General features: G+C 66.3%; 24 protein-coding genes. 4 read left to right on the top strand and 20 right to left on the bottom strand.

The window, feature by feature from the left end:
- Positions 1-222: 222 nt before the first annotated feature.
- Positions 223-510 (bottom strand): hypothetical protein, encoded by a 288-nt coding sequence (locus ACVOLO_RS01690; protein WP_481568542.1) that lies wholly within the window; start codon positions 508-510, stop codon positions 223-225.
- Positions 511-591: 81 nt separating this feature from the next.
- On the bottom strand, positions 592-1,551 hold the full coding sequence (locus ACVOLO_RS01685) for an aldo/keto reductase (protein WP_481568541.1): 960 nt from the start codon (positions 1,549-1,551) through the stop codon (positions 592-594).
- Positions 1,552-1,737: 186 nt separating this feature from the next.
- Here ACVOLO_RS01685 and ACVOLO_RS01680 point away from each other — a divergent pair, with 186 nt between their 5' ends.
- Positions 1,738-2,601: a class I SAM-dependent methyltransferase gene (locus ACVOLO_RS01680; protein WP_481568540.1), complete on the top strand. Its 864-nt coding sequence runs from the start codon at positions 1,738-1,740 to the stop codon at positions 2,599-2,601.
- 54 nt (positions 2,602-2,655) lie between these two features.
- Here ACVOLO_RS01680 and glyA read toward each other — a convergent pair whose 3' ends face one another.
- Both glyA and ACVOLO_RS01670 read right to left on the bottom strand, forming a co-directional pair.
- Positions 2,656-3,945 (bottom strand): serine hydroxymethyltransferase, encoded by a 1,290-nt coding sequence (gene glyA / locus ACVOLO_RS01675; RefSeq protein ID WP_481568539.1) that lies wholly within the window; start codon positions 3,943-3,945, stop codon positions 2,656-2,658.
- Positions 3,946-3,990: 45 nt separating this feature from the next.
- Positions 3,991-5,217, bottom strand: a complete 1,227-nt coding sequence (locus ACVOLO_RS01670) for a benzoate/H(+) symporter BenE family transporter (RefSeq protein ID WP_481568538.1) — start codon at positions 5,215-5,217, stop codon at positions 3,991-3,993.
- Between the two features lie 117 nt (positions 5,218-5,334).
- On the opposite strand from ACVOLO_RS01670, the gene pdxR reads away from it, so the two are divergent.
- Both pdxR and ACVOLO_RS01660 read left to right on the top strand, forming a co-directional pair.
- Positions 5,335-6,825, top strand: coding sequence for a MocR-like pyridoxine biosynthesis transcription factor PdxR (pdxR, locus tag ACVOLO_RS01665; protein WP_481568537.1), 1,491 nt, complete (start codon positions 5,335-5,337; stop codon positions 6,823-6,825).
- Between the two features lie 67 nt (positions 6,826-6,892).
- The gene (locus ACVOLO_RS01660) at positions 6,893-7,429 is read left to right on the top strand and encodes a pseudouridine synthase (RefSeq protein ID WP_481568672.1); all 537 of its coding nucleotides are present in this window, start codon (positions 6,893-6,895) and stop codon (positions 7,427-7,429) included.
- Positions 7,430-7,708: 279 nt separating this feature from the next.
- Here ACVOLO_RS01660 and ACVOLO_RS01655 read toward each other — a convergent pair whose 3' ends face one another.
- Positions 7,709-8,065, bottom strand: coding sequence for a hypothetical protein (locus ACVOLO_RS01655; protein WP_481568536.1), 357 nt, complete (start codon positions 8,063-8,065; stop codon positions 7,709-7,711).
- Positions 8,066-8,191: 126 nt separating this feature from the next.
- Complete coding sequence (gene hrpB, locus ACVOLO_RS01650) at positions 8,192-10,795, bottom strand: ATP-dependent helicase HrpB (RefSeq protein ID WP_481568535.1); 2,604 nt, start codon at positions 10,793-10,795, stop codon at positions 8,192-8,194.
- Between the two features lie 259 nt (positions 10,796-11,054).
- Between hrpB and ACVOLO_RS01645 the strand changes: the two genes are divergently transcribed.
- Entirely contained in the window at positions 11,055-11,864 is an 810-nt protein-coding gene (locus tag ACVOLO_RS01645) for a TatD family hydrolase (RefSeq protein ID WP_481568534.1), read from the top strand.
- 16 nt (positions 11,865-11,880) lie between these two features.
- Here the strand turns inward: ACVOLO_RS01645 and panE are convergent, their stop codons facing one another.
- The 14 genes from panE to ACVOLO_RS01575 form a co-directional block, all read right to left on the bottom strand.
- Positions 11,881-12,819, bottom strand: coding sequence for a 2-dehydropantoate 2-reductase (gene panE, locus ACVOLO_RS01640; RefSeq protein WP_481568533.1), 939 nt, complete (start codon positions 12,817-12,819; stop codon positions 11,881-11,883).
- 78 nt (positions 12,820-12,897) lie between these two features.
- The gene (locus ACVOLO_RS01635; RefSeq protein WP_481568532.1) at positions 12,898-13,539 is read right to left on the bottom strand and encodes a hypothetical protein; all 642 of its coding nucleotides are present in this window, start codon (positions 13,537-13,539) and stop codon (positions 12,898-12,900) included.
- On the bottom strand, positions 13,514-14,191 hold the full coding sequence (locus ACVOLO_RS01630; RefSeq protein ID WP_481568531.1) for a TadE/TadG family type IV pilus assembly protein: 678 nt from the start codon (positions 14,189-14,191) through the stop codon (positions 13,514-13,516). The genes ACVOLO_RS01635 and ACVOLO_RS01630 overlap by 26 nt, the downstream gene beginning before the upstream one ends.
- On the bottom strand, positions 14,188-14,577 hold the full coding sequence (locus tag ACVOLO_RS01625) for a DUF192 domain-containing protein (RefSeq protein WP_481568530.1): 390 nt from the start codon (positions 14,575-14,577) through the stop codon (positions 14,188-14,190). Before ACVOLO_RS01625 ends, ACVOLO_RS01630 begins: the two co-directional genes overlap by 4 nt.
- The gene (locus ACVOLO_RS01620) at positions 14,574-15,464 is read right to left on the bottom strand and encodes a type II secretion system F family protein (RefSeq protein ID WP_481568529.1); all 891 of its coding nucleotides are present in this window, start codon (positions 15,462-15,464) and stop codon (positions 14,574-14,576) included. The genes ACVOLO_RS01625 and ACVOLO_RS01620 overlap by 4 nt, the downstream gene beginning before the upstream one ends.
- Positions 15,461-16,312, bottom strand: a complete 852-nt coding sequence (locus tag ACVOLO_RS01615; RefSeq protein WP_481568528.1) for a type II secretion system F family protein — start codon at positions 16,310-16,312, stop codon at positions 15,461-15,463. The genes ACVOLO_RS01620 and ACVOLO_RS01615 overlap by 4 nt, the downstream gene beginning before the upstream one ends.
- Entirely contained in the window at positions 16,309-18,012 is a 1,704-nt protein-coding gene (locus ACVOLO_RS01610) for a TadA family conjugal transfer-associated ATPase (protein ID WP_481568527.1), read from the bottom strand. Before ACVOLO_RS01610 ends, ACVOLO_RS01615 begins: the two co-directional genes overlap by 4 nt.
- 8 nt (positions 18,013-18,020) lie before the next feature.
- Positions 18,021-19,544 carry a type II and III secretion system protein family protein gene (locus tag ACVOLO_RS01605; protein ID WP_481568526.1) on the bottom strand — a complete coding sequence of 508 codons (1,524 nt, stop codon included), beginning with the start codon at positions 19,542-19,544 and terminating at the stop codon, positions 18,021-18,023.
- Between the two features lie 3 nt (positions 19,545-19,547).
- Positions 19,548-20,336 carry a Flp pilus assembly protein CpaB gene (gene cpaB, locus ACVOLO_RS01600; RefSeq protein WP_481568525.1) on the bottom strand — a complete coding sequence of 263 codons (789 nt, stop codon included), beginning with the start codon at positions 20,334-20,336 and terminating at the stop codon, positions 19,548-19,550.
- Positions 20,333-20,515, bottom strand: a complete 183-nt coding sequence (locus ACVOLO_RS01595) for a hypothetical protein (protein WP_481568524.1) — start codon at positions 20,513-20,515, stop codon at positions 20,333-20,335. Before ACVOLO_RS01595 ends, cpaB begins: the two co-directional genes overlap by 4 nt.
- A 5-nt stretch (positions 20,516-20,520) precedes the next feature.
- A complete protein-coding gene (locus tag ACVOLO_RS01590) occupies positions 20,521-21,186 on the bottom strand; it encodes a hypothetical protein (protein ID WP_481568523.1) in 666 nt (221 codons plus the stop codon).
- Positions 21,170-21,967, bottom strand: a complete 798-nt coding sequence (locus ACVOLO_RS01585) for a TadE/TadG family type IV pilus assembly protein (protein WP_481568522.1) — start codon at positions 21,965-21,967, stop codon at positions 21,170-21,172. Before ACVOLO_RS01585 ends, ACVOLO_RS01590 begins: the two co-directional genes overlap by 17 nt.
- Positions 21,964-22,755: a hypothetical protein gene (locus tag ACVOLO_RS01580; RefSeq protein ID WP_481568521.1), complete on the bottom strand. Its 792-nt coding sequence runs from the start codon at positions 22,753-22,755 to the stop codon at positions 21,964-21,966. The genes ACVOLO_RS01585 and ACVOLO_RS01580 overlap by 4 nt, the downstream gene beginning before the upstream one ends.
- A complete protein-coding gene (locus tag ACVOLO_RS01575) occupies positions 22,752-24,257 on the bottom strand; it encodes a pilus assembly protein TadG-related protein (protein WP_481568520.1) in 1,506 nt (501 codons plus the stop codon). The genes ACVOLO_RS01580 and ACVOLO_RS01575 overlap by 4 nt, the downstream gene beginning before the upstream one ends.
- Between the last annotated feature and the right edge of the window lie 14 nt (positions 24,258-24,271).

Genomic DNA, 24,271 nt, shown 5'->3' with positions numbered 1-24,271 from the left:
CCAAAGCCAAAGCCAAAGCTCCCCTCATCCGCCCCTGCGGCGCACCTTCTCCCGCACGCGGGAGAAGGGAAGCAAGCACAGCCGGCGCAGCAATCGCAGCAAGCACAGTCACCACCACTGGTCACTCTGTCGCGCTGAAAACCTGTGATCAAAGTACCAACGCATCCGCGTGCATCCGCGCTACATGCACTGCGCGCCACAAACACTCAGCACACCACCCACTCAATGCATCTGCGCGTGGTGCCAGGCATGCCGCACCAGCCAGCGGGCTTCATCCCATGGCACTGCAAGCGTGGGCTGGTGGCGGTGGTAACTGTCCTGCAGTGCGCGGTAGAGCTGCTCTTCGCTGGCGCGTGGGTAGGCCTGGTAAACGTCGTAGCCCATTTCCAGCAGGCGCCGGTAATGGTCGAAGTCGTGATGGCCAAGACGGCCGATGGCATGCACGCTGCGCCAATAGGCGAGCTCGGCGTCACGGTTGAAATCGCGCTGGGCTGCGGATGTGGTCTTCATGGGTAGGACTCCATTCGCGGTCTACCCCCTGTCTGGCCGATGCTACGGCGCGCCTTCCCTGGCGTCCAATCGTTGCCGCATTCAGCTTTGTTCAGCGCTGGCCTGGTCCAGCTGGGTGATTTCCTGTGCCGACAGCACCAGTTGTGCTGCCGCCAGCACGTCGTGCAACTGCTTGACGCTGGTGGCACTGACGATGGGCGCGGTGATGCCGGGGCGGGCGATCAACCAGGCCAGCGCCACCTGTGCCGGTGTGGCGCGGTGCTTGGCGGCCAGATCGTCCAGTGCGGTGAGAATGCGCAGGCCGCGCGGGTTGATGTAGCGCTCCACCACCTTGGCACCGCGTGCGCTGCTCTTGGCCGCGTCGTCGGCGTGGCGGTACTTGCCGGTGAGAAAGCCACTGGCCAGCGAGTAGTAGCTGATCACGCCCAGGCCGTGTTCGCGTGCCACGGGTTCCAGCTCGGCCTCGTAGCCGGCGCGGTCATGGAGGTTGTATTCCGGTTGCAGCGTTTCGTAACGCGGCAGGTGGTAGTCGGCCGATACCTTCAGTGCATCGCGCAGGCGCGCGGCGCTGTAATTGGATGCGCCGATGGCGCGCACCTTGCCGGCATCGATCAGGCGCGCAAACGCGCCGAGGGTTTCTTCCAGCGGCACCGACTCATCGTCTTCATGCGCCTGGTACAGGTCGATCACATCGGTCTGCAGGCGGCGCAGCGAATCCTCGACGGCTTCGTTGATGTTGTCCGCCGACAGGCCCGGGTGCTCGGCCCATTTGGCCACCTTGGTGGCGATGAGCACCCGCTCGCGCTTGCCGCTGCGCTGCAGCCAGCGGCCGATGATGGTTTCCGATTCACCGCCGCGGTTGCCCGGCACCCAGGCCGGATAGACGTCGGCGGTGTCGATCAGGTTGAAGCCGGCATCGACAAAGGCATCGAGCAGGGCGAAGGATGTCTTTTCATCGGCACTCCAGCCGAAAACATTGCCGCCGAAGGCGATGGGGCTGGACTGCAGGCCGGAGCGACCCAGTTCGCGGAGCTGTGTCATGTGCTTCTCCCTGTTTTTTCTCCAAGCCTTGCAGCATAGACGCAGATGGTTCCGCTGCGATGGCAGTGCGAGCGAAAACAGCGTTCCGCATTGCTTTTGTCTGCTAACGCAATGTGAACATTCGCGACGCATTGCCAGCGATTCAACGCGTGCTAGGCTCGCGCCACACCAAAGCCGGAGTCCGTGATGAACAAGCCAGTCCCGTTGCTGTGCGCCTGTCTGCTGGGTATGGGCACGTTGATGTCAAGCCTGCCTGCGATGTCCCAGGACAGTGCAGTTGCTGCAGCCGCAACCGACATCCAGGTGCCGCCGGTGCTGCAGGCCGCGGTGGCCAACAGTGCACGCACGCCGGCCAACGTCGCGCGTGATGAATACCGCCATCCTGCGCAGACGCTGGCGTTCTTCGGCGTGCAGCCGCAACAGACGGTGATCGAGATCACCCCGGGCGGCGGTTGGTATTCGGAAATCCTGGCGCCCTACCTGCGCGAGAACGGCCAGTACGTGGCGGCGGTGGTTGACCCGACGGCGTTGCCGGCCGGTGGTGGGCGCGATTACCAGCAACGTTCGCGCGATGGGCTGGCCAAGAAGTTCGCCGAAGCGCCGGCGCAGTTCGACCGCGCCACCGAAGTAGCCTACGACCCGGCCGCGCCGGTGCTGGGCAAGCCGGCCTCGGCCGATGTGGTGCTGACCTTCCGCAACGTGCACAACTGGCGCGCCAATGGCCAGGCCGAAGGCCTGTTCCGCGCGTTCTTTGACGTGCTCAAGCCCGGTGGCGTGCTGGGCGTGGTCGAGCACCGCGCCAAGGCCGACGTGCCGGCCGATGACACGAGCGGCTACGTCGGCCAGGCGCAGGTCATCGCGATGGCTGAAGCGGCCGGCTTCAAGCTCGATGCCAGCAGTGAGGTCAACGCCAACCCGCGCGACACCAAGGATCACCCCAAGGGCGTGTGGATGCTGCCACCGTCCAACAGCCATGACGCCGCCGACGCCGCCAAGTACAAGGCCATCGGCGAGAGCGACCGGATGACGCTGCGTTTCATCAAGCCCTGAAACGTCAACGGATGATCATGCGGGAGGCGCGAGCATGCGCCTCCCGCGTTTGTTTCAGGCAGCGGTGGACATGCGGCGGTAGACGGGATGCTGCCGGCACAGTGCGGTGACCTGCCCGGCCACGCGTTCGCGCACGCGCTGCTGCACCGCTTCGCCCTGCTCCAGCGACTCCAGCACATCGCATACCCAGTGCGCGAGCAGCTCGCACTCCAGCACGCCGAAGCCACGGGTGGTGACCGCCGGCGTGCCCAGGCGGATGCCGGAGGTAATAAACGGTGAGCGCGGGTCGTTCGGCACCGAGTTCTTGTTGGTGGTGATGTGCGCCAGGGACAGGGCATGATCGGCCTGCTTGCCGGTATATGGACGCGATGACAGATCAATCAGCATCAGGTGATTGTCGGTGCCGCCGGAGACAATGCGGAAACCACAGGCCTGGATGACCCCGGCCATTGCCCGGGCGTTGCGCAGCACCTGTTGTTGATACTCCTTGAAGCCCGGCAACAGGGCCTCCTTCAAGGCCACCGCCTTGGCCGCCACCACGTGCATCAAGGGCCCGCCCTGGATGCCGGGGAACACGCCCGAGTCCAGCTTGCGGTAGAACGCCTCGTCCTGGCCGCGTGACAGGATCAGCCCACCGCGCGGGCCGCGCAGTGTCTTGTGCGTGGTGGTGGTGACCACATGCGCATGCGGCAGCGGGTCCGGATACAGGCCGGTGGCGACCAGGCCGGCCACATGCGCCATGTCCACCCAGAACAAGGCGCCCGCCTTGTCGGCAATGGCACGCATGCGCGCCCAGTCCTTGTGGCGCGAGTACGCGGAGAAACCACCGATCAGGATCTTCGGCCGCGTTTCCAGCGCAATGCGCTCCATCTCGTCGTAGTCGATCAGGCCGGTGGCCGGGTCCAGCCCATACGGCACGATGCGGTAATGCAGGCCCGAGAAATTGGCCGGGTTGCCGTGGGTGAGGTGGCCGCCCTGGGCCAGGTTCATGCCCATCACCGTGTCGCCGGGCGAGGTCAGTGCCAGGAACACCGCCGCATTGGCCTGCGCACCGGAGTGCGGCTGCACGTTGGCGTAGTCGCAGTTGAACAACTCCCGCGCACGCTCGATGGCCAGGCGCTCGGCCACGTCCACGTTCTCGCAACCGCTGTAGAAGCGCCGCCCGGGGTAGCCCTCGGCGTACTTGTTGGTGAACACCGAATCCTGGATGGCCATCACCAGCGGGCTGGCGTAGTTTTCCGAGGCGATCAGTTCAACGTGGTCTTCCTGGCGCTGCTGTTCGTCATCAATGGCGCGGGCCAGCTGCGGGTCGAACTGTTCCAGGCTGAGATTGGGGTCGTACATGGGGGTTCCTCTGGCGCCATGCGCCGGCAGGTGATGGGAAGCGTGTCATCGGTTCACGGCGGCGTCGGCGGGCAGGGCGGTGCGCTGTGGCAGGCGGCCATGCAGCACGGCATGGGCAAGCAGCCCGATCAGCAAGCCCCAGAACGCGCCACCGATGCCAAGAAACTGGATGTTGGCTGCCGCCGCCAGGAAGGTGATCAGCGACGCCTCGCGGGTACGCGCATCGCCCATGGCGGTGGCCAGGCTGCCGCCGATGGCACCCAGCAGTGCCAGCCCCGCCAGGGTGGTGATGAACGCGGCGGGGATGGCCATGAACACCGCCGCCAGGGTCAGCCCGAAGATGCCCACGATGATGTAGAACACACCGGCGGCGAGGCCGGCGATCCAGCGCTTTGACGGATTTTCATGCGCCTCGCGGCCGGTGCAGATGGCCGCGGTGATCGCGGCCACGTTGAAGCCGTGGGAACCGAATGGCGCCATCAACAGCGAGCCCAAGCCGGTGACCGCGACGAGGGGATTGGCACTGGTGCGGTAGCCGTCGTTGCGCAGCACCAGCATGCCCGGCATGTACTGCCCGGTGAGGGTGATCAGGAACAGCGGCAGCGCCAGGCCCAGCAATGCGCTCAACGAGAACTCCGGCAGGGTGAACACCGGCCGTGCGAATTTCAGCTGCAACGCGGCCAGGTCAATGCGCCCCTGTGCCACCAGCAACACCATGCCCAGCAGCAGGATGCCAACCACCGCATAGCGTGCGGTAAACCGTTTGAAGACGAGGTAGGCAAGCACCAGCACACCCACCAGCAGCGGGTCCACGCTCAGCCCACCGAATGCGCCGATGCCGAACTGCAGCAGGATGCCGGCCAGCAACGCGGCGGCGATGCCCGGCGGCACCCAGCGCACCACCTTCTCGAAACCACCGGACAGGCCCAGCAGCACAAACGCAGCGGCGGATATCAGGTAGGCACCAATGGCCTGCGCATACGGCACGCTGGCCAGCGCGGTCACCAGGAATGCTGCCGCGGGCGTGGACCAGGCGGTGATGATCGGCGCGCGGGTATACCAGCTCAACGCGATGCCGGTGATCCCCACACCGATGGATACCGACCACACCCATGAGGCGGTCAGCTCGGGGCTGAGGCCGGCCACCCGTGCCGCCTGGAACACCAGCACGAAGGTGCCGCCGTAATTGACGATGACCGATACCAGCGCGGCGACGACCGGGTGCAGCAGATCGCCCGCGCGGAGCGGAGAGGGGGGATGTGCGGGAGACATCGGGCTTCCGGCAGGGGAGAAGGATTGTCTTTGTACGCCGTCAATGGCATGTTTCGCCCCTCCATTAAAGCGACGTCTGGCAGACCATTTGCCGGCCGTTGCAGGGCGGCGGACAGGGTGTTCAAACACGCGCAACTCGAATCGGTGAAAGCCTTTGTCGGCAACCCGGCCCACGCCGGCCTGCCGTTGCATGGGCGCATCCAGCGGGCGATCCGCCAGCTGATCCTGGCCGGCGCACTGGAGGTGGGCCGGCCGCTGCCGGCATCGCGCCCGCTGGCGCAGTCGCTGGGTGTGTCGCGTGACACGGTTGAAGCGGCGTACCGCCAGTTGCACGCCGAAGGCTTCATCGAACGCCAGGTTGGCAGTGGCAGCTGCGTCTCCCGTCGCGCACGGCTGTTTGCCGGTGCCAAGGCGGCGCGTCGGCAACAGCCCCCGGCGCAGGCACCCGGCCTGAGCACACGCGGCCAGGCGCTGCACGGCACCGGCGGGGTCAAGACCGTGCTTGCGCCGCGGCCGTTCGCGCCCGGCGTGCCGGAAACACGGAACTTCCCGTTGCATGTGTGGGAACGGCTGCAGCGCGAGGTGATCCGTGAGCACGGCAGCGCGGTGTTGGCACACAGCCCGGCACAGGGCGTGGAGCCATTGCGCCGGGCCATTGCCGACTACATCAACCTGGAGCGCGGCGGCCATGCCACGCCCGACCGGGTGCTGGTGCTGACCAGCTCGCAGCAGGCCCTGACTCTGTGCGCCAACCTGTTGCTCGATGCCGGCGACCGCATCCTGGTTGAAGACCCGATGTACCACGGTGCCAGCAGGGCCTTCGACGCGGCCGGCCTGAAGCGCGTGCCCATCGCGGTGGATGCCGAAGGCATGCAGGTGGCGCGGTTGCAGCGGCAGGGGCATGACGCCCGCGCGGTGTTCCTGACGCCATCGCACCAGTTCCCCACCGGCGCCACGCTGTCGCTGGACCGGCGCCTGGCGCTGGTGCACTGGGCCAGCCAGAACAATGCCTGGATCATCGAGGACGACTACGACAGCGAGTTCCACTATGCCGGCAAGCCGACGGCCTGCGTGCAGGGCCTGGACGCGCATGAGCGCACGCTCTACATCGGCACCTTCACCAAGTCATTGTTCCCCGGCCTGCGCATCGGCTACATGGTGCTGCCGCCATCGCTGGTGGCGCCGATGACAGTGGCGCGCACGCTGATGGATGGGCACAGCCCGACCCTTGCCCAGCTGACGCTGGCGCGCTTCATGGACGCCGGCCACTTTGGCGCGCACGTGCGTGCCATGCGCGGTATCTACGTGGAGCGGCGTGACGCGCTGCTGCAGCTGGTGCGCACCCACCTGGCGGATTTCGTCGTGCCACAGGTGCCGGCGGGGGGCATGCAGTTGCCGTGCTTCCTCAAGCCGGGCATCGACGAACAAACCGTACTGCAAGGGGCGCTGCGCGCGGGCGTGGCCTTGCAGGGGCTGACCGCGCTGCATGCCTCGCGGACGCCGCACCCCGGCCTGCTGCTCGGGTTTGCCGCCTATACCCCGGCGGAAATGGAGAGGGCGATCATCCCGCTTGCCGATGTGCTGCGGCGGGCTGCCGCGCGGAAATGACCGGCCGGCGCGTTCCCGGAGCGGCGGGATGGGACAATGGCCGCGCCTTTTCCGTAACAACTGCCTGATGCTCATCGCCTTCAACAAACCCTTCAACGTGCTGTGTCAGTTCACCGACCGCAGCCAGCCACCGCGCGCGACGCTGGCCGGTTTCGGCCTGCCGCCCGCGGTGTATGCGGCCGGCCGCCTGGATTACGACAGCGAAGGACTGTTGCTGCTCACCGACAACGGCAGCCTCGCCCATCGGTTGACCGACCCACGGCACAAGCAACCCAAGACCTACTGGGTGCAGGTGGAAGGCGTGCCGAGCGCAGAAAAACTGCAGGCATTGCGGGATGGCGTGCAGCTCAATGACGGGCCGACCCTGCCGGCGGGCGTGCAGTTGCTGGAAACCGCGCCGGCGTTATGGGAGCGCAACCCGCCGGTACGTTTCCGCAAGACCGTGCCGGATGCATGGTTGGCGCTGACGATCACCGAAGGCCGCAACCGGCAGGTGCGGCGCATGACCGCAGCAGTGGGATTGCCGACGCTGCGGCTGGTGCGCGCATCGATGGGGCCGCATGCGCTGGGCGAACTTCAGCCGGGGCAATGGCGGGAGGTTTGATTGGAGCGGAGATCAGGTTGGGGATTGGGGAATTTGGGATTGGGGATTCGTTGAGGCAACAGCAACGGCACCCCTCCCCAGCCCTCCCCTTGGCTTTGCCAAAGGGAGGGGGTGGTTCTGTGCCGTCTGTTGGATTGCGGCAGCCGCCTGTCAGATCACAGCGAAAGCTGCTTTTGCCCCCTCCCTTTCGCACTGCGAAGGGGAGGGTTGGGGAGGGGTGCCGTTGCTCCGGCTTCTACCAATCCCCAATCACGAATCCCGAATCACCCATCCCTGCGCTCAGGCATCACTACCGATATCGCTGGTTTCATCAGTGACGCTGGCTGCATGACGGCGGCGCTGCGCGATGGCGCGTGACTTGGCTTCCACCGCTTCGTTGTCGCGCTTGTTCTTGCGGTACAGCACATAGCCGAGCAGGCCCACGCCGACGGCGGCTACGGCGATGGTGGCGGCGGGGTTGCGCCGGGCCACGCGGGTGACGGCCTTGCCGCCGGTTTTCATCGCACCGATCGCCGCACCGGCCTTGAGCCATTCGGCTGCGTTGGCGCCGCCGCCCTTGATGCTGCCGCCGGCATGGTTGACCAGTTCCAGGGCGCGTTCCAGGGCCGGGCCGGTGATATCGCTTAACTTGCTCATGTGGGGAGTCCTTGTTGTCGCGGGTCAGGTACCCAGTTTGGCTGCCTGGGCGTGTAGGGGATGTTAGCCGGTACTGCGGATTCAGGAGCGCGCCGGGGAAACGCCAAGTGAATGAAAACGCAGCGGCTAGGTTCCGCGCGGCTTGGCGCGATGCGTTGCCGTTGCACTCCACGGATCATCCGGCCACGGGTGGCGCGGATAGCGCCCCTTCATTTCCTTTTTCACTTCGGCATAGGTGTTCTGCCAGAAGTTCTTCAGGTCGCCGGTTACCTGCAAGGGCTTGCCGCCGGGCGAGAGCAGATGCAGCAGCAAGGGCACGCGGCCATCGGCGATGCGCGGCGTGTCGGCCAGGCCGAACAGTTCCTGCAGTTTCACCGCCAATACCGGCGGGCGCGGGGTGATGCCGTCGTCATCCAGGGTGTAGTCGATGCGGCGGTCCATGCCCGAGGGCACGCTGATGCGCAGCGGTGCATGCCGATCAATCAACTGCCGCGTGTTCCAGTCGATGGCCGATTTCAGCGTTTCGCCCAGTTCTTCTTCGGACAAGGCATCCAGCCGGGTTTTGCCGGTGAAGGCCGGCAGCAGCCATTCGTCCAGCGTTGCCAGCAGGGCGGCGTCGGCCAGATTGGGCAGTTCCAGCTCGGGCATCCAGTGGCGCAGGCCCATCACCCGCGCACGCCATTGCTGCAGGTTTTCGGTCCACGGCAAGGCATCAAGACCCAGCTCGCGCACCGCATCGGTGAGCGCGCGCGCGGCGTGGGCCGGGTTCACCTGGCCGGCGGGGCGGCTGTCCAGCACGATGCGCTCGAAGCTGCTTTCGCGACGCGCTTCCAGGGCACGCTTGGCGGCGTTCCAGCGCACTACGTCCTGCTGCTTGAAACGCCCGGGGAAGTCGGCGCGCAGGCGCGTTTCATCCACGGGTGCTGCGCGCAGAATCAATGCATCGCGCGGGTCGTGACGCAGCTCGCTGATGACCAGCCATGGCTCGCCGCGCAGGTCGCTGTTGTCGAACTGCCGCGCGCTGCGGCCATTGGCCAATTGGTAGCGCAGCGGGTCGTTGGGGTGTTGCACGGCGATGCGGTCGGGGAAGGCGTGCGCGAGCAGATCGCCCAGTTCGTGCGCCTCGATGTCGGCCGGTGGCGTCGCCTCGCAGCGCAGGCGACGCCGCCACTGCTTGGCGGCCGCATCAATGGCGGCCCGCGCGCTGCGGTTGGCGTCATGCGGTGCGCGGCCATTGCGGAAAGTGGCCAAGGCGCGCCACCGCGCGGCCAGTGCATCGCCGCCCTGGCGCAGCGGGTCGCGTGCGTCCAGCAAGGCGGCCACATCGGCAGCGAGGGCTTGTTCACGGCCCGTTTTCGCAGACAGCAGCATCGCCGCCATGCGGGGATGCGTGCCCAGCCCGAGCATGCGTCTGCCCAGTGCGGTGATGGTGTTGTCGCTGCTGAGCGCGCCGAGGCGCTGCAGCAGTTCGCGTGCGGCGGCCAATGCCCCCACCGGCGGTGGATCGACAAAACGCAGCGCGTCGCTGCCCCAGGCGGCCAGTTCCAATGCCAGCGAGGCCAGTTCCACCTGCATCATTTCCGGGCGCCGTTGCGGTTCCAGGCGCTGCGACTGTGGCCACAGGCGCCATGCCCAACCGGCGGCGACACGGCCGGCACGGCCGGCGCGCTGGTCGGCCGAAGCCTGCGAAATGGCCACTGCATCCAGCCGCGAGAAACCGCTGTTGGGGTCATAGCGCGGCTCGCGTGCCAGGCCGGCGTCGATCACCACACGCACGCCGGGCAGGGTCACCGAGGATTCGGCCACGTTGGTGGCCAGCACCACGCGGCGGCGGCCATCCGGATCGGCCTGCAACACGCGCGATTGCTGCTCGATGGGCAGTTCGCCGTGGAGCGGGAGGACGTCGACGTTCTGCTCCTCTCCTTTCGCGGAGCGAAGGGGGAGGTTGGGAGGGGGTTGCGGTTGGTCGTGACATGACGTGTGGAGCGACCCCTCCCCAACCCTCCCCTTGCCTGCGGCAAAGGGAGGGAGCAGCGCGGCCTGCACCTTGCTGATCTCGCGCTGCCCCGGCAGGAACACCAGCACATCGCCGGGATGCTCGGCCAGCGCCTGCTCCACCGCGCGGCGGGTTTGCACTTCGAGTGCTTCGTCGCGGCGGGCGGGGAAGTGGCTCACGTCCACCGGGTAACTGCGGCCTGCGCTGGACAGCCGCGGCGCATCCAGGAACTGCGCCAGACGTTCGCCATCGAGCGTGGCCGACATCACCACGATGCGCAGGTCATCGCGCAACTGGCCCTGCACATCCAGCGCCAATGCCAGGCCGAGGTCGGCGGACAGATGGCGTTCGTGGAATTCATCGAACAACAGCGCGCCCACGCCTTCCAGCAGCGGATCGTCCTGCAGCATGCGGGTCAGGATGCCCTCGGTGACGACTTCGATGCGGGTGCGCGCGGAAATCTTGTTCTCGAAGCGGATGCGGTAGCCGACGGTCTCGCCGACCGGCTCGCTCAGTTGTTTGGCCATGTACAACGCGGCGCTGCGGGCGGCCACGCGGCGCGGTTCCAGCATGATGATCCTGCGGCCGGCCAGCCACGGCGCATCCAGCAGCGCCAACGGCACCTGGGTGGTCTTGCCGGCGCCGGGCGGGGCTTCCAGCACCAGGCGCGTATGCGCCACCAGGTGCTGGAGGATGTCGGGGAGCAGTGGAGTGATGGGGAATTCGGATGCCATGCGCGCATTGTAGAAGCCCGGTGATGCGGAGCCATGGTGATTGCTGCGCGCAGAGCCAACCCCTCCCCAGCCCTCCCCTGCTGCGCAAGGGAGGGGGCGGTTTCTCGCACTCGGTTCGGTCGCAGCAGGCAGCGCTTGGCCCCCTCCCTTTCGCATGGCGAAGGGGAGGGCTGGGGAGGGGTTGGCTCTGCGCGCGGGGCTGCTACGCAGGACAACGACTACAATTGCCGCTTTACGGCTTTCTTTTGGTTCCCGCTCCATGCAACTGATCGACATCGGCGCCAACCTCACCCACGAATCCTTTGATCGCGACCTGGACGCGGTGCTTGAGCGCGCCCGCGCTGCCGGCGTGGTGCAGATGGTGGTCACTGGCGCCAGCCGCGAGCATTCGCCGATGGCGCTGGAACTTGCGCAGCGTCACCCCGGTTTTCTGTACGCCACGGCCGGTGTGCATCCGCATCACGCCGCCGAATACACCGACGAATGCGATGCGGAAATGCGCGCGCTGCATGCGCACCCGGAAGTGGTGGCGGTGGGCGAATGCGGCCTGGACTACAACCGCGATTTCTCGCCGCGCCCGGCGCAGCGCAAGGCCTTCGAGCGGCAGTTGCAGATCTCCGCCGACCTTGCCGTTGATGGCGTGGGCAAGCCGCTGTTCCTGCATCAGCGCGACGCGCATGAGGACTTCATCGCGATGATGAAGAACTTCGACGGGCGGATCGGCCCGGCGGTGGTGCATTGCTTCACCGCCGAGCGCCGCGAACTGTTCGATTACCTGGACCGCGACTGGTACATCGGCATCACCGGCTGGCTGTGCGACGAGCGCCGTGGCGAGCACCTGCGCGAACTGGTCAAGCACATCCCGGCCGAGCGCCTGTTGATTGAAACCGACGCGCCATACCTGCTGCCGCGCACGATGCGGCCCCTGCCCAAGGATCGCCGCAACGAGCCGGCGTTCCTGTCGCATATCGTCGAAGAACTGGCGCGTGATCGCGGCGAAGACGTGGCGCTCACCGCAGCCAACGCCACCGCTGCAACCCGCGCCCTGTTCGGCCTGCCGCCGGTCTGACGGCAGGCGGTTTCTTTCACGCCGCGCGCTGCGCCTGGTATGCCTGCAGGTGGCAATAGGCGGCCTGCAGCAACGGTGCGGCATGGCCGGCGGCCATTGCGCGCTCAAGCATGTCGCCGACGATATGCGCCGCTTCCACGCGTTGACCGGCTTCCAGGTCACGCAGCATCGAAGCCTTGATCGGCGAGCCGGGTTTGGTCACTGCAGCAAGTGCGATGTCCTGCGCCTTGGCAGGGATCGGCTGCCCGGCCTGTGCGGCCACGGCCAGGCATTCGGCATACAGCGCCTGCATGAACGCGGTGCCGTGATCGGTGGCGACGATGTTGCCGACATTGGCGCGCATCAGGCAGGTGCCGGCGGCCAACGTGGTCAGGAAGGTGTATTTGATCCACTGCTCCTGCGCGATGTTGGCCGAAGCAACGTGGTCGATGCCGGCTGCTTCGCAGGCAGCGGCCAATGCAGCCACGCGGGCGCTGGTGGCTTCGCCATCGCGTTCGCCGAAGGTGAGCTTTGCGGGCTTGTCCAGGTGCAGCACCGCACCGTCATCGGCCTTGGTGGCACTGATGAAACACAGCCCGCCCAGTACGTGCGCACGCCCAAAGCGCGCATCCAGTGCGGTGTAGTGACGCAGGCCGTTGAGGGTGGGCAACACCGTGGTTCCAGCCCCCATCGCCGGGGCAATAGCGTCGATGGAGCTGTCCAGGTCGTAGGCCTTGCAGCTGAGGATCACCAGATCAAACGGCCGCGCATGTGCGAGCTGCGGCAAGGCATCGGCGGTGACGTGTGCCACTGGAAACACCGCATCGCCGAGTGGACTGCGGATCACCAGGCCATCGCGATCCAACTGCGCGGCGCGGTTGGGCCGCACCAGGAACGTCACATCAACACCGGCCTGCGCCAGGCGGCCGCCGAAGTAACCGCCGGTGCCACCGGCGCCAAGAATCAGGATACGCATCTGCGGGGAATACCCTTCAAGACGGGGGAGTGGGCCCCATCATAGTGAGTGCGGCAGGCACGTGGGCCGGCGCTCGCCTCAGTCGGTCATGCCCTTGGGGATGTGCAACGTGGTGGGCTTGGCAAATGCCGCTGCGTCGAGCGGTTCGTAATCCACCCGCGAGGCGCGGAAGCTGCGCCGGTCCTGGCGGTTGCCGTGGCTGCCGCGGTAGGCCAGCAGCAGCCCGGTCTCGCTGTCGATCCACAAGGTGCCGCGGGTGGTGCCATCGGGCCCGTGGCGGGCGTGGTCATAGTTCACGCCCTTGGCCAGGCGCCCGGCGATGAACTCACCCTGCGCCGGCGTGCAACGGCCCTGCACGCTGTCGCAGGGGCGGCGCACGTCATACCAGTACGGGCCGCTGGCATCGTTGGCCGGGATCATGTAACGCCCCTGCATGCTGATCCACCACGCGCGTGGCTCATCGCTGCGCTTGAGCAGGTAGACGTCCGAGCCGCCGGTATCGAAATGGAAGTCGGCGCGCATGCCGTCGGTGGCGGTGCGCAGGGTCAGGCGGATCGGCTTGTCGGTGCCGCGTGGCGCCAGGTTGCCGTAGCCCTCCACGGTGGCCTCGATGCGGGCCTGCATGCCGTGCGGCTGCGCCTGCGCGACAGCGGCCGCGAACACGGCCAGCAGTGCCATCGGCAGGGCGCGGCGATCAACGCGCAAGGCGATTGCTGTCATAGATGGGCGTCTGCATGCGGACCACGGCGTAGGATTCGATCGGCAGGCGACGATGGCCGCTGACCGGCTCCTCGATCAGCATCGAGGCCGGACGGTAGCTCTCGCCTTCGGTCAGCAGCGAGGACAGGCCGGCGATGACGCGGTCGGCGAACGGCACGATCAGCGGCAGCTTGTAGGTGACCTTGATCTTGAGCAGGTTGGCATCCTGCACGTTGACCTGGCTGCCGCCCACGCGGTTGTCGCGGAACGCCAGGCTGTCGTTGGGCAGTGCGTAGCGGCCGTCGTACTGCCGTTCGCGGAATTCGTTGAAGGCCGCACGCGTCGGCGCAATGACTTCGATGTTGGCGAACAGGCGGGTTTCCACTTCGGCGCTGGCACGTGCGCGGGCGACACCGGCGGTGTCCGGTGACGTGGCCAGCAGCGGGGTCAGGCCGAAGGCCAGGGCGCTGCGCATCTTGGCGTGGTCCACGCCGTTGATGGCGCCGGCACGCGCCGCCTGGAAGGCGGCGTAATCCAGGGTGGTCTTGGCGCGGTAGATCAGCACCAGCTGGAAAGTCACCAGGATCAGGAACAGGAATGCCGGTACCACGATGCAGAACTCGACCAGCGATTGCCCGGACTGGCAGCGGGGTGGGGTGTGCAGGGCTTTCATTGCAGGCCTCCATCGGCCACGGGGGCCGGGGCAGCGTCGGAAACAGGGTGCCAATGCAACTGCTCGCCCACGCGCAGCGAGAACGCGGCAAGCGTACCGGCGGGCAGTTCCAGCGTGCTGCGTGCGCCGCGCTGTGCCGCCGCGCGCCAGGGCGCCACGGACTGCCGCCAACCCAGCACCTGGCCGTCACGCGACAGGAACAGCAGATCCAGCGGGTAGCGCATGCCCAGCGTGTGCACGCTGGCACAGGGTTCGATCAGCAGCCCCTGGCCAGTGCGCAGGCGCGGCAGCACCAGCAGCCCGAACAGGCGCCGGTACCACGCACGCGCATGCAGCACCTGCGGTACCAGGCAATCCGTGCCACGGTACAGGGCCAGGGTCTTCACAGGATCCCCTGCTGTTTCATCTGCAGGTAGATGAAGTACGCCAACACCACGAAGATCAGCGGGAAGAAGAACATCACCAGGGGCAGCATCATCTTCACGGGTGCTTCCAGCGCCAGCTTCTCCGCGCGCAGGAAGCGCTCCTCACGGCGCTGGTTGGCCTGCGCGCGCAGGGTATCGCTGAGGTTGGCGCCGACCTTGTCGGCCTGGATCAGCGAGCTGGTGAAGCTGGTGACCTGCGAGATGTCCATGCGGTCGGCCATGCGCCGCAGCGACTCGGCGCGCGGCAGGCCGGCGCGCATGTCGCGCAGCATGCGTGAGAATTCCTGCGACAGCGGGCCCGGCGGACCACGCTGCACCGACTGCTCGATGGAGCCGGAGATGTTCAGGCCGGCTTCCACGCCCATGGTGATGAAGTCCAGGAATACCGGCAGGTCGCGCACCACATACTTGGTGCGGACCTTGCGGCGCTCGCCCAGCCACAGCGTGGGGTACATCCAGCCCAACGGCAGGCCGAGCAGCACGCAGAAAAACAGCGTGGCGAAGCTGGCCTTGCCCAGCAGCACCACCACCAGCCCCAGGAACAGCACCACCGCACCGGCCGAGACAATGCGCGTGCCGTACAGTTCTTCCGGCGTGAGCACGAAGTCCTGGCCGGCCGAGGTCAGTGCGCGGTGCGCGCGTTCGAGTTGCGCGGCCTTCAGCCGCGGGCCGACCGCATGGGTGGCGGCGACCACCACCGGCCACAGCAACCGCAGCATGCGCGGCAACGGATCCTGGTAGTCACGATCGTTCTGCGGCACCTGCTGCAGGATGCCGCGCAGGGCGACCATCACCAGCACCACGGCACCGACGGCCATCACCGCAACAAGGATGATCATCCAACTCATATGTCGATCGTCATGATTTTCCGGCACATGCGATACCCTAGGTATTCCAGCACGCAGATCAGGGCAATCACGCACCAGCCCTGCCAGGTGTGGAACATCGGGTTCATCGTCTCCGGATAGAACAGCACCAGAAAGCCCACCAGCCCGGCCGGCAGCATCGCCATCACGATGCCCTGCAGCCGGCCCTGCGCGGTGAGCGCCTTGACCTTGCCTTCCATCATCAACTTGCGGCGCAGCGTTTCGGCCAGCGTGGCCAGCGTCTCGGCCAGGTTGCCGCCGACTTCGCGCGAGATCGTCACCGCGGCGACGAACAGCTTGGCGTCATCGATCGGCACGCGCTCGGCGAAGTGTTCCAGCGCTTCCTCGGTACGCACGCCCATGTGCTGTTCGCGCAGGATCAGCGACAGCTCCTGTGCCAACGGCGGTTGCCCGTCCTGGGCGAGGGTTTCCAGCGCGGGGTTGAAGCCCACGCCGGCGCGCAGGCTGCTGGCCAGCATCAGCAGGCCATCGGGCAACTGCGCCTGGATGCGGTCCAGCCGGCGCTGCTTGAGCCACAGGTAGATCTTGCGCGGCAGGATGGCCAGCAACAGCAGCACCACGATCGGCAGCAGCAGGTTGCCGGTGACCAGCCACAGCACCAGCGGCAGGATCGCCAGCAGCAACGCGTTGCCGGCGAACAGCGTCTTCGGGTCAACGAACAGGAACATGTCGGCCAGGTTGAGCCTGGCCTGGTTCATGAAGTTTTCGCGATAGCGCTCCATGAACCCGGCGCTGCTGCTGGCCAGGTACATGCCGGCCAGTGCAAAGCTGCCGAAGGCGAGCAGCGCGATCAGCCAGATTTCGCTCATCCCGGTCCTCCCGCGCGGAAGATGCCCAGGTCGATGTTGACGCCGCGTTCGGCCAGGGTCTCGTAGAACTCCGGCACCGCGCCGGTCGCGCGGAACTCGCCGACCACCTTGCCATCGCGGCCGTGGTAGGAGCGCGGGCTGAACAGGAAGATGTCCTGCAACTGGATGGTGCCGCTCTCGATGCCGGTGACCTCGGAAATATGGCTGACCTTGCGCGAGCCGCAGGGGTAGCGCTTCTGGTGGACGATCAGGTCCACCGCCGAGGCGATCTGCTCGCGCACCACCGTCATCGGCAGTTCCATGCCGGACATCATCACCATCACTTCCAGACGCGAGAGCGTCTCGCGCGGGTTGTTGGCGTGGGCGGTGGTCAGCGAACCTTCGTGGCCGGTGTTCATCGCCTGCAGCATGTCCAATGCTTCGCCACCACGGCACTCGCCGACCACGATGCGGTCCGGGCGCATGCGCAGTGCGTTCTTGACCAGGTCGCGGATGGTGATCTGGCCCTTGCCCTCCATGTTCGGCGGGCGCGCTTCCAACGCCACCAGGTTGGGCTGGGAGAGCTTCAGCTCGGCGGCGTCCTCGATGGTGACCACGCGGTCGTCGTCGGGGATGAAGTTGGACAGGATGTTGAGCAGCGTGGTCTTGCCCGAGCCGGTACCACCGCTGACCACGATGTTGCGGCGCTCCTTCACCGACATGATCAGGAACTCAAGCATCTGCGGGTTCAACGAGCCGAACTTGAGCAGGTCCTCGCCGTGCAGCTTGCGCTTGGAGAACTTTCGGATGCTGATGCTGGGGCCGCGCAGCGCGACCGGCGGAATCACCGCGTTGACGCGCGAGCCGTCCTTCAGGCGTGCGTCCACCAGCGGCGAGCTTTCGTCGATGCGGCGGCCCAGCGGGGTGACAATGCGCTCGATGGCCGACAGCACCGCGCGGTCGTTGGTGAAGTTGACCGTGGACTGCTCGATCCGGCCACCGCGCTCGATGAAGATCTGGTCGTGCGCGTTGACCATGATTTCAGTGACGCTGTTGTCGTCCAGCAGGTCTTCCAGCGGGCCCAGGCCAATCGCTTCGTCCAGCACTTCCTTGGCCAGCCGGCGCCGGTTGACGGTCTTGGGAAGGTCGTTGAATTCCTTCTCCATGACACTGTCGATCAGCTTGATGGTGGTCGAGCGCAGTACATCGTCGGTCATGCTGCGCACGTCGACGCGGCGCAGGTCCATCTGCTTGACCAGCGCGGCATGCACGCGCGCGCGCCACACGGTGTTCTCCACCGCCAGTTCCGAGGGCCTGGCCAGGGACTGCGAGGGCTCCCTGGGCGCTTCGCCGGGGTCATTGGCCGGCACCGGCGCCGAGGTGGCCTGCACCACGGCCACCGGCTCGACCGGCTTGGCTTCCGGTGGGTCCTCGTCGATCACCTGCAGGCGGTAGTCGCCGATCTCCACGCTGTCATTGCTGCTCAGCGGGCCATGCGAGTCCTTCACGTCCTGGCCGTTGACGCGGATTGCCGCACGCGCGCCCAGCGACTGGATGAAGATGCCAGCCTCCTCGCGCTTGAGGGCGGCATGCTGCTGGGCAATGCTCCAGCCCTGCAGGATGATCAGGTTGCCGTCGCCACGGCCGATGCTGCACTCGCGGTGCATGCAGCGGACGCGGCGTTCTTCACGATTGGAGGTGGTGATCAGTACGTTGAACATGGTGATTCCTACTGCACGAACTCTTTGTTGCGGCGGGACATGGCTTCCTTGCCGCGCTCCTGGATGCTGTTGCCACGCTCCAGCGCGTCGAGGTTCTCCTGCGAATCCGGGCTGATCACGCGCGGGGTGACAAACATCACCAGCTCGGTGCGGTTGCCGCGGAAGCCGTCGGAGCGGAACAGCTTGCCCAGGATCGGGATGTCACCCAGGATCGGGAACTTCTCCGCGCTCTTGGCGGCGCTGCTGTCCACCAGCCCGGACACGACGATGGTTTCGCCGGCACGCACGTTGATCTCCGAGGACGTGCGGCGGGTGGTGAAACCCGGGACGCCCTGCACTGTCACGCTGGGGTCGATGCGGCTGACCTCGGCCATGAAGGTGGTGGAGATCTCGTCGTTGGAGTTGACCACCGGGTCGATGTCCAGCTTGATGCCGTATTCCTTGAAGTCCACCGTCACTTGGCCGAAGCCCTGCGGAATCGGGATCGGTACTTCGCCGCCGACCAGGAACTTGGCCGAGCCACCGCTGCGTGCGCTGAGCTGCGGCGAGGCCAGCATGAACGCCTTGCCCTTGTTCATCAGCAGGTTGATGCTGGAGCCGATGGTGGTGGCGATGCCAAAGAACGCCTGGGTGCCGCGCAGCGCATTGGGCAGCGGCGGCTGCAGGCTCTGGAACGGGGAGTCCTCGGGCAGCACGCGGTAATAGTCATTGGTGGTGAAGTCCTTCACCAGGCCACCGGACGGACCACGGATGACGTTGTCCCACTTGATGCCCAACTCCTCCAGCGCATTGGAGTCGAACTCCATGATCTTCACGTCCATCAGCACCATCGGGCGCATGCCGACCGGGTCGGAGGAGGTGAAGTCCAGCAGCTGCGGGTAGATTTCCTTCAGGCTGGCGATGCGCGCGGCAATGCCCGGGTGTACGTCCTGGCCGGTGACCACGACGCGGTCGGCAATGGTGTGCACGGTGATGTTGCTGGAGTCGGCGAGCAGGGTGCGCACGGTGTCGGCCAGGCCTTCGGCGTCGCTCTCACCGACGGTGACCGGCACTTCGATCTGGCTGCCGTCCTGCATCCACAGGTGGATGGTGCTGTCACCGGCCTTGTTGCCGATCACCACCAGCTCGTTGCGGCCGATGTTGGTGACCTGCAGCAGTTCACCATTGCCCACCGCCACGCGCTTGAGCGCACGCGGCAGGCGATACACCGCAGCCTGGCCGACATACAGGCGGGCACGCTCGGGCAGCGGCACGCTCTGGCGGCTGTCGGCCGGGCGGCTGTAGGCGGCGTTGGCCACCGGCGCCGGGAACTGATGGCCGGGAACCAGTGAACCGGCGGCGGCATTGGTTGCCGGTGCCGCCGATGTGGTGGCGGCAGGTTGTACCAGGATCGGCACCTGCTGTGGTGCCTGCGGCACGGTGGGGGTGGTGGATCCGGACATCATGTCCACCTGCTGTGCGCCAACGGCGCCGGGCAGGGATATGGCGATGAATGCGCCCAGCATTGAATAACGTGAGATGCGAGTACGCATGCTTCAGCCCTTGCCTCCGATGATGAAATGAACGCCGCTGCCTTGCGGACCACTGGACTCTTTGCCCTTCTGCAACAGCTGTTTCTGGGTCAGGCCGCCGAGGCCGAATGATTCGCCGTCCTCGCTATGGCGCAGCATCACCCGCAGCCCGCCGGCCTTGGCGGCCACGGTCAGGCGCTCGGCGTCGCGCGGCGCCAGCTCCAGGGTGATGTTGGAGTAGCCCGGGCTTTCCTCGTCGATGGGTTGTTCGCCGATGCGGGTGCCGGTGGCCAGGATGTTGATGTTCTCCAGCAGCGGCAGCACGCGGGCGCCGCCCTGGTCTTCGTCCACGGTCAGCAGGATGTCGACGCGGTCGCCCGGGGTGACCATGCCGGAAATGGAATTGGTTTCATCCACCGACATCGTGTACGCCACGTTGCCGCGCTTGATCACCGAGGAGAACTGGTCGTACAGCGGCACCAGTGCCGCGCCCGGTACCGGGGCGCCCTGTGGCAGTGGTGCACGCAGCACCCGGCCCACGTACTGGTCGTAGTTGTCCGGGGTGATCGCGTCGGCCGGCACCAGGTCAACGGGAACCGGGCGTGCGGCCAGGTCGTCGGAAGTGATCTGCACGCCCTGCGGGAGATCCTGCTTGGGCACGGCGACCACGACGGTCTCGCCGTCGTCGCGGGTGCGTTCGGCCACGGTCTTCTGCACGTAGTTCACCGCCAGCAATGCGGCCAGGCCACCCAGCGCCAGGGCGACGAGGATGAAAACGAGGTTGCGGTTCGGCTTGATGTTGATCTTCTTCATACCCATCCGAGCGATAGTGCGTAGACGAAGCTCGAGTAGGCCTTGCGCAGGGCCTGGACGAGTTCGAGGATGATGTTGGGCTCGGCAACCAGGACGATGATCCCGAGCACGGTGACGACGGTGTACTCAATCAGGGCGGCCCCGCGTTGGGCGCGCCGGTTTGGTGGTGGTTGTCTCATGGCCGCTATCTCGATATCTGGTTGACCACCATGTCGGTGGTATCGCCATTGCGGTTGAAGGTGAGGGTCATCTGTTCCTTGCCGTTGCCGTAGTTGGCGATGCAGCTCAGCGCCATCATTGGGCAGGGATGGCTGTCCTGGCTGCGCCAGCCGCGTTCGGGAAGGCGCGAGCGGTAGAACGAATCGGCCTGGAACGGCGACATGCGCACGTTCATCGACAAGGTGCGCCCGGGGTTGTCGAGATAAACGGTGTCGGTCACCACCTGGGTGCCGGCCGGCTTGAGGAAACCCGCGCCGGGTTCGGCGCGTGGCGTTTCCTTCAGCACTTCGATGATGCCGATCTGGCCTTCGCTGCCGGCCGCGCCACCGCTGATCTCGATGGTGAAGAAGTGCTTGTTGGTGCCATGGGCAACGATCTGCTTGCTGCCCAGATCGGTGACGGTCACCTGGCCGGGCCACAATTGTTCGTAGTGCTGCACCAGCTGCGCGGGTGTGAGCTTGCTCTGGAAGCGCGCCGCGCGCATCGGCACACCGTTGTGGATCATGTGCCGCGATACCCACTCGCCCTGGCTGCCATCGGGCAGGGGCAACTCCGGCCAGCTGGCCGCCATCGCGGGCATGCTGGCCAGGCCAAGGGCAAGCACGCATAGCGCATCACGGACGTGGCGCATAACGCTCCAGCTTGTCCATCGGCACCACGTCCGGCTCGATGTGGCCCGGCTTCAGGTCGCCGAGCACGCCGAACAGCGGCAGCGACGACACGCCCTTCAGCATCTTGGCGCCTTCCTCCAGGTTGCTGGTGGGCACCATGTTGCGGATCTGTGCCTTCACCGATCGCGGGTTGTTGCCGGTGATGCCGGCACCGGCCGCGTTCCACGGGTCGGTCAGCAAGGTGCTGCTGGTCTGCATGCGCAGGCCGATCGTATCGAACGGTTCCAGATAGGTGGCCGCGCTGCCGTCGCTGGTACGCAGGTCGCGGATGCGCATGTCCATGCTGGCGGTGATCAGGCCGCGCTCATTGGGCGGGAACGGCCCAGGCAGCTTGCCGACCAGCGCCGTCAGTTGGCCCATGATTCCGGGCTCACGTTCATTGCGATACGCACCCAGGGTGATATCGCTACGTTGCAGCAGCGGTTGGTTGGAGAACGTGTTGAGCAGCGGGTCGTCCAGGCGCTGCGCGGTGCTGTTCGGCATATTGCTGGCGATCTTGCTGTCGGCGGCACCGAAGTGGCGGGCGATCAGCTTGGGTTGTACCTGTGCGTTGCTTGGCACTACATAGGAGCGCGATGCCGTGGCCTCCCAGGCGGCGGCGCGCGTGGCCTGCTGCGCCTGCTGGCGGATGTGGATGTACTTGCCCAGGGTTGGGATCAGCAGGAACAGCGGCACCAGCACCAGGCACAGCACCGCCATCTCCACCATGCTCTGGCCGCGCTGCAGGCGGGGCGCGTTCATGGCTGTTTCCCGGTGGCGGCGGTGGGTGCGGCGAATGCCTGGCCGACGCTCAACACCTGCGTGGTCACCCGGTAGCCGTTGCCATCGCCGGGCTCGGCTTCCAGCACGATGCTGCCGGCTGAAGGCCGGTAGTCATCGCCACGCGTGGCGCCGAAACCCCAGGCGCGTCCACCGGACCACACGCACAGGCGTGCCTGCTCCGGCGTGGTCCATTCCTCGCACGGTTGGCCCGCCACCTGCCTGGCTACCGGGCCGGTGAACTCGGCCGGTGCGCGCTCGTCCTCGGTAGTGACGGCAAACCGCTGCATGGCTTCAGCGCCGGGGGCGGGGTGTTCCTCGCGTGCGCCGGTGGCCAGGTCCTGCTCGACGAATGCCGTGGCAGTGTTGCTGGAGAACGTGCCTTCCAGTGACAGCTTGAACTGGCAGATGGCATCGGCCGATTCCTGGCCAGCATCCCAGCTGCGTGTCTGCAGGATTTCACTGTTTCCATCCAGCCACATCTCGTAGCGGGTCACACCGACCAGGGCGACTTCGGCATCGGTCAATGCACGGGTGGGCAATCCGCCGCTCTGGCAGGCCTGCACGGCCTGCAGGTAGGAGGCACGCAGTGCGTTCTGGCCGTCAATCAACAGTTCCGCGGTCTGGTCCAGGTGGATGGGCGGCATGTTCTTCACCGCGCCCGCTTCACCGCTGCCACTGGCATCGCCGTTGCAGGCAACCAGCAGCAGTGCAACGGTTGCCGTCAGCGTGGGGCAGCGCAGGCGCCGCAGGGAGGAGGCGTGGATCATAGGCGGGTGACTCCGAGCAGCATTTCCACCGAATTCGGTGTGTCGATCAGGCGCGCCTGCCAGTACGGACTGAACAGGTTGCCCACTTCCAATCGGTTGTCGCCGCGCTTGAACAGCGCGTAGTTCGGCGGGCGATTGAAATAGACCTGGCCGGAGGCATAGGCCGAGATCTTGCCGCCGGCGGCCTTGTCTTCCATCGCCATCGGCGAACCGGCCGGGCCACCGATGCCATCGATCGCGGCGCTGGTGCGTGCCTTGGCAACGTCGGTTTCCACGTGAACGGTGAAGATCGGGCCGGTGTTCTTGGCCGGGTCGGCGCGGCTGCCCGGCTCGGTGTACGGGCGCAGCCCCTGGCCGGACTTCACGTCGTCATAGTCACGCAGGCCCTGGTAGCCGGTGAAGTACGCGTCACGCTTCTTGCCATTGTCCAGGCCAACGTTCGGGTCACCGTCAACGATGCCGCTGGCCACACGGTTCTCGCCGCGGATGTTGCCGTAAGGGCGATAGCGGCGGTTGTTGTTGAACTCCGACACCCAGCCACTGCCATTGGCGAAACCGGGCATGAAGCGTTGTTGCTGGTAGCGTTCCACCGCCTGGGCGCCGCCCCAGCCCAGCGGAATGTCGATGTCCTTCGCCGGCCACGGCAAGTTCACGGTCAGGCCCATCGCATCGGCAGCAACCCAGCGGTCGTAGTCGACCATGTCCGTACCACCGGACTGGTTGAACTTGATCAGGAACAGATTCATGTCGTGATCGCTGCGGCTCCAGGAGAACGGATCGCGCGATTGCATCACCACGTTGCGGAAGCGGTCGGCACCGCGACGGTCCGTGACCGAGCCACCGGCACCGCCGCCACGTGAGGAGGGGATGCGGTAGCTCTGCAGGAAGCCCATCTTGGCGCTTCTCAGCTGCGAGCCCAGCACGCCTGTGCCAACGGCACTGAGTTTTGCATCGGCGGAATTTTTCGTGACGATCTTTCCAGCCAGCATCACGGTGTCAATGCCGGACAGGACGGCCATGACCTTGCCTGATGCCAAGGCCAATGCACCGTTGAGCATGTCCAGTGCGCTGACCGCGGCCTGGGCCAGGCCGTGATAGGTGCGCCGGATGCCCTTGAGGGTTTGGCCGATGGCCTTGAATACCGTTGAAAGCGCCTGGAATATCGGCCCGACATAGGGAAGTTTGCCCAGCACGCTCATCACCTTTTCCAGCACGATGGACGTGGTGTGGAATTGGTTCATCCACGAGTACAGGCCAATCACCTGCGCGATGGCCACTTCATTGGCCACGCGCGCGCGGTTGGAATAGGCGGCGAAGTTCAGTGCCCGTGCCTGCTGCACGGCAACGCTGTAGGCAGCCGCATCGGCGGCATTGACCAGCTCGACCTTCTTGTTGACCGTCTGCCCGGTATCGAACAACACGATCACGCCGACGCATAGCACCAGCAGCATCACCAGCCCGAGCACCATTGCCTGCCCGGCCATGGTGCGTCGCTGGCTCAACGAGGAAATCCTGC

The organism is Stenotrophomonas sp. STEN056 (assembly GCF_056759635.1).
Note: the sequence above shows the minus strand (reverse complement) of the source record. Positions and strands in the feature narration are given on the sequence as shown.

Coding starts and splice junctions, on each gene's coding strand:
- ACVOLO_RS01590 (WP_481568523.1), bottom strand. CDS start 21,186: ATGCGCCACGTCCGTGATGCGCTATGCGTGCTTGCCCTTGGCCTGGCC.
- ACVOLO_RS01585 (WP_481568522.1), bottom strand. CDS start 21,967: ATGAACGCGCCCCGCCTGCAGCGCGGCCAGAGCATGGTGGAGATGGCG.
- hrpB (WP_481568535.1), bottom strand. CDS start 10,795: ATGGCATCCGAATTCCCCATCACTCCACTGCTCCCCGACATCCTCCAG.
- ACVOLO_RS01620 (WP_481568529.1), bottom strand. CDS start 15,464: ATGAGTTGGATGATCATCCTTGTTGCGGTGATGGCCGTCGGTGCCGTG.
- cpaB (WP_481568525.1), bottom strand. CDS start 20,336: ATGAAGAAGATCAACATCAAGCCGAACCGCAACCTCGTTTTCATCCTC.
- ACVOLO_RS01580 (WP_481568521.1), bottom strand. CDS start 22,755: ATGATCCACGCCTCCTCCCTGCGGCGCCTGCGCTGCCCCACGCTGACG.
- ACVOLO_RS01615 (WP_481568528.1), bottom strand. CDS start 16,312: ATGAGCGAAATCTGGCTGATCGCGCTGCTCGCCTTCGGCAGCTTTGCA.
- ACVOLO_RS01685 (WP_481568541.1), bottom strand. CDS start 1,551: ATGACACAGCTCCGCGAACTGGGTCGCTCCGGCCTGCAGTCCAGCCCC.
- ACVOLO_RS01680 (WP_481568540.1), top strand. CDS start 1,738: ATGAACAAGCCAGTCCCGTTGCTGTGCGCCTGTCTGCTGGGTATGGGC.
- ACVOLO_RS01610 (WP_481568527.1), bottom strand. CDS start 18,012: ATGTTCAACGTACTGATCACCACCTCCAATCGTGAAGAACGCCGCGTC.
- ACVOLO_RS01635 (WP_481568532.1), bottom strand. CDS start 13,539: ATGACAGCAATCGCCTTGCGCGTTGATCGCCGCGCCCTGCCGATGGCA.
- ACVOLO_RS01630 (WP_481568531.1), bottom strand. CDS start 14,191: ATGAAAGCCCTGCACACCCCACCCCGCTGCCAGTCCGGGCAATCGCTG.
- ACVOLO_RS01595 (WP_481568524.1), bottom strand. CDS start 20,515: ATGAGACAACCACCACCAAACCGGCGCGCCCAACGCGGGGCCGCCCTG.
- glyA (WP_481568539.1), bottom strand. CDS start 3,945: ATGTACGACCCCAATCTCAGCCTGGAACAGTTCGACCCGCAGCTGGCC.
- ACVOLO_RS01670 (WP_481568538.1), bottom strand. CDS start 5,217: ATGTCTCCCGCACATCCCCCCTCTCCGCTCCGCGCGGGCGATCTGCTG.
- ACVOLO_RS01645 (WP_481568534.1), top strand. CDS start 11,055: ATGCAACTGATCGACATCGGCGCCAACCTCACCCACGAATCCTTTGAT.
- ACVOLO_RS01690 (WP_481568542.1), bottom strand. CDS start 510: ATGAAGACCACATCCGCAGCCCAGCGCGATTTCAACCGTGACGCCGAG.
- ACVOLO_RS01655 (WP_481568536.1), bottom strand. CDS start 8,065: ATGAGCAAGTTAAGCGATATCACCGGCCCGGCCCTGGAACGCGCCCTG.
- ACVOLO_RS01605 (WP_481568526.1), bottom strand. CDS start 19,544: ATGCGTACTCGCATCTCACGTTATTCAATGCTGGGCGCATTCATCGCC.
- panE (WP_481568533.1), bottom strand. CDS start 12,819: ATGCGTATCCTGATTCTTGGCGCCGGTGGCACCGGCGGTTACTTCGGC.
- ACVOLO_RS01660 (WP_481568672.1), top strand. CDS start 6,893: ATGCTCATCGCCTTCAACAAACCCTTCAACGTGCTGTGTCAGTTCACC.